General features: G+C 66.5%; 2 protein-coding genes. Both read left to right on the forward strand.

What is annotated here, in order from left to right; translation table 11 throughout:
* On the forward strand, positions 1 to 1,509 hold a 1,509-nt coding region (locus tag ABZ876_RS38995), incomplete at its 5' end, for an alpha-1,4-glucan--maltose-1-phosphate maltosyltransferase (RefSeq protein ID WP_361791158.1).
* The coding region (gene treS, locus ABZ876_RS39000) for a maltose alpha-D-glucosyltransferase (protein WP_361791161.1) at positions 1,506 to 3,002 on the forward strand (1,497 nt) is incomplete at its 3' end. The genes ABZ876_RS38995 and treS, both read left to right, overlap by 4 nt.

Genomic DNA, 3,002 nt, shown 5'->3' on the forward strand with positions numbered 1-3,002 from the left:
GCGGCGGCGTTGTCTCCGGAGGTGGACGGGGTGCTGGGGCGGTTTCCGTTGCGTGAGTTGGTGACGTCGTCGGATCCGTTGCCGTTGCTGGTGGAGCGGGAGCGGGCGTTGTTCGGGTCGTGGTACGAGTTCTTCCCGCGGTCGGAGGGGACGGTGGAGCGGCCGCACGGGACGTTGCGTTCGGCGGCGCGGCGGTTGCCGGTGATCGCGGGGATGGGTTTCGACGTGGTGTATCTGCCGCCGGTTCATCCGATCGGGACGACGTTTCGCAAGGGCCCGAACAACGCTTTGTCGGCGGGTGCGGGTGATGTGGGGGTGCCGTGGGCGATCGGGTCGCCGGAGGGTGGCCATGATGCGGTGCATCCGGAGCTGGGGACGGTCGAGGATTTCGGCTGGTTCGTGGGGCGGGCGCGGGAGCTGGGGCTGGAGGTGGCGCTGGATTTCGCGTTGCAGTGTTCGCCGGATCATCCGTGGGTGGAGAAGCATCCGGAGTGGTTCAGGCGGCGTGCGGACGGGTCGGTGGCGTATGCGGAGAATCCGCCGAAGAAGTATCAGGACATCTTTCCGGTGTTCTTCGATGCGGACATGGAGGGTCTGGTGGCGGAGACGCTGCGGATCCTGCGGTTCTGGATGGGGTTGGGGGTGCGGATCTTCCGGGTGGACAATCCGCATACCAAGCCGGTGGTGTTCTGGGAGCGGGTGATCGGGGAGGTCAACCGTGCGGATCCGGATGTGATCTTTCTGGCGGAGGCGTTCACGCGGCCGGCGATGATGCACACGCTGGCGGCGGTGGGGTTCCAGCAGTCGTACACGTATTTCACGTGGCGGAACTCCAAGCGGGAGCTGGAGGAGTATCTGGGGGAGTTGTCGGGGGAGGCGGCGGCGTATATGCGGCCGAACTTCTTTGTGAACACTCCGGACATCCTGCATGCGTATCTGCAGCATGGGGGGCGGCCCGCGTTCGAGGTGCGGGCGGTGCTGGCGGCGACGCTGTCGCCGACGTGGGGGGTGTACTCGGGGTACGAGCTGTGTGAGAACGTGCCGCTGCGGGAGGGCAGTGAGGAGTACCTGGACTCGGAGAAGTACCAGTTGCGGCCGCGGGACTGGGAGGCGGCCGAACGCGAAGGACGCACCATCGCCCCCCTGATCACGAAGCTGAACGCGATCCGCCGGGCCAGCCCGGCGCTGCGGCAGCTGCGGGATGTGCACTTCCACCACGCCGACAAGGACGAGGTGATCGTCTACTCCAAGCGCTCCGGTTCGAACACCGTGCTGGTCGTGGTGAATCTGGATCCGCATCACACCCAGGAGGCGACGGTCTCGTTGGACATGCCGCGGCTCGGCCTGGACTGGCACGAGTCGGTGCCGGTGCGTGACGAGCTCACCGGTGCCACCTACCACTGGGGCAGGGCCAACTATGTGCGTCTGACGCCGGGCGAGGGACCGGCGCACGTGCTGACCGTCCTGCGACCGTCCTCACCGCAGATCGGAGGGTCACCCACACGATGATCGTCAACGAGCCCGTCCCGGACACCTTCGAGGACACTCCCGCCGCCGACCGCGACCCGGAGTGGTTCAAGCGTGCCGTCTTCTACGAGGTTCTGGTCAGGTCCTTCCAGGACAGCAACGGCGACGGTGTGGGCGATCTGAAGGGCCTGACCGCGAAGCTGGACTATCTGCAGTGGCTGGGTGTCGACTGCCTGTGGCTGCCGCCGTTCTTCAAGTCCCCGCTGCGCGACGGCGGTTACGACGTGTCCGACTACACCGCCGTGCTTCCGGAGTTCGGCGACCTCGCGGACTTCGTGGAGTTCGTGGACGCGGCCCACCAGCGCGGCATGCGGGTGATCATCGATTTCGTGATGAACCACACCAGCGACCAGCACCCGTGGTTCCAGGAGTCCCGCGCCCACCCCGAAGGCCCCTACGGCGACTACTACGTCTGGGCCGACGACGACAAGCAGTACCAGGACGCACGGATCATCTTCGTCGACACCGAGGCCTCCAACTGGACCTTCGACCCGGTCCGCAAGCAGTACTACTGGCACCGGTTCTTCTCCCACCAGCCGGACCTGAACTACGAGAACCCGGCCGTCCAGGAGGAGATGATCTCCGCGCTGAGGTTCTGGCTGGACCTGGGCATCGACGGTTTCCGTCTCGACGCGGTGCCCTACCTCTACCAGGAGGAGGGCACCAACTGCGAGAACCTGCCGGCGACGCACGAGTTCCTCAGGCGGGTGCGCAAGGAGATCGACGCGCACTATCCGGACACGGTGCTGCTGGCGGAGGCGAACCAGTGGCCGGAGGACGTGGTCGACTACTTCGGCGACTACCGAAGCGGCGGCGACGAGTGCCACATGGCCTTCCACTTCCCCGTCATGCCCCGCATCTTCATGGCCGTACGACGCGAGTCGCGCTACCCGGTCTCGGAGATCCTGGCCAAGACCCCCGCGATCCCCTCGGGCTGCCAGTGGGGCATCTTCCTGCGCAACCACGACGAGCTGACCCTGGAGATGGTCACCGACGAGGAACGCGACTACATGTGGGCGGAGTACGCCAAGGACCCCCGCATGCGCGCCAACATCGGTATCCGCCGGCGCCTGGCACCACTGCTGGACAACGACCGCAACCAGATCGAGCTGTTCACCGCGCTGCTGCTGTCCCTGCCCGGCTCACCGATCCTGTACTACGGCGACGAGATCGGCATGGGCGACAACATCTGGCTGGGCGACCGGGACGCGGTGCGCACCCCGATGCAGTGGACCCCCGACCGCAACGCGGGATTCTCCTCCTGCGACCCGGGCCGGCTCTATCTGCCCACGATCATGGACCCCGTCTACGGCTACCAGGTGGCCAACGTGGAGGCGTCGATGTCGTCGCCGTCCTCGCTGCTGCACTGGACCCGCCGGATGATCGAGATCCGCAAGCAGAACCCGGCGTTCGGACTGGGCTCCTACACCGAACTGCCCTCCTCCAACCCGGCCGTCCTCGCCTTCCTGCGGGAA

The sequence above is a fragment of the Streptomyces sp. NPDC046931 genome (genome assembly GCF_040644655.1).
GTDB lineage: Bacteria > Actinomycetota > Actinomycetes > Streptomycetales > Streptomycetaceae > Streptomyces.